1 protein-coding gene is annotated in these 280 nt (G+C 42.5%); it reads right to left on the bottom strand.

The genetic code is table 11. The features are described from left to right. Positions 1 to 232, bottom strand: a 232-nt coding sequence (locus AAEY62_RS22050; RefSeq protein ID WP_502935546.1) for a YbhB/YbcL family Raf kinase inhibitor-like protein, incomplete at its 3' end; no start/stop codon positions are given. Positions 233 to 280 lie beyond the last annotated feature (48 nt).

Genomic DNA, 280 nt, shown 5'->3' with positions numbered 1-280 from the left:
CTACTTTTGTATCGCTATTAAAGGTAACCGGTGCAGATAATGCGTACACAGTATAAGTATAGCTTTTTTCACCCGGGCCTTTAGAGCAAGGTGGCGCGTATTGGTTTAAATCGTTTACGCTATTAGAGCCTACTTCACCGAGAGTTTCGCCCGCTTTAATTTGTGTTTTATCGGCGGAAATGTTGTACATGGTCCAATACCAATGCATTCCCTCTGGCGCTTTATGATCCATAATTAACGCATAATATTTGGTTGTGTTAGGTGCACCGCTCCAGTTAAG

It is taken from the genome of Pseudoalteromonas sp. GW168-MNA-CIBAN-0100 (assembly GCF_040309225.1).
Lineage (GTDB): Bacteria > Pseudomonadota > Gammaproteobacteria > Enterobacterales > Alteromonadaceae > Pseudoalteromonas > Pseudoalteromonas arctica.
The sequence above is the reverse complement of the archived record's forward strand: the minus strand, read 5'-3'. Positions and strand labels throughout refer to the sequence as shown.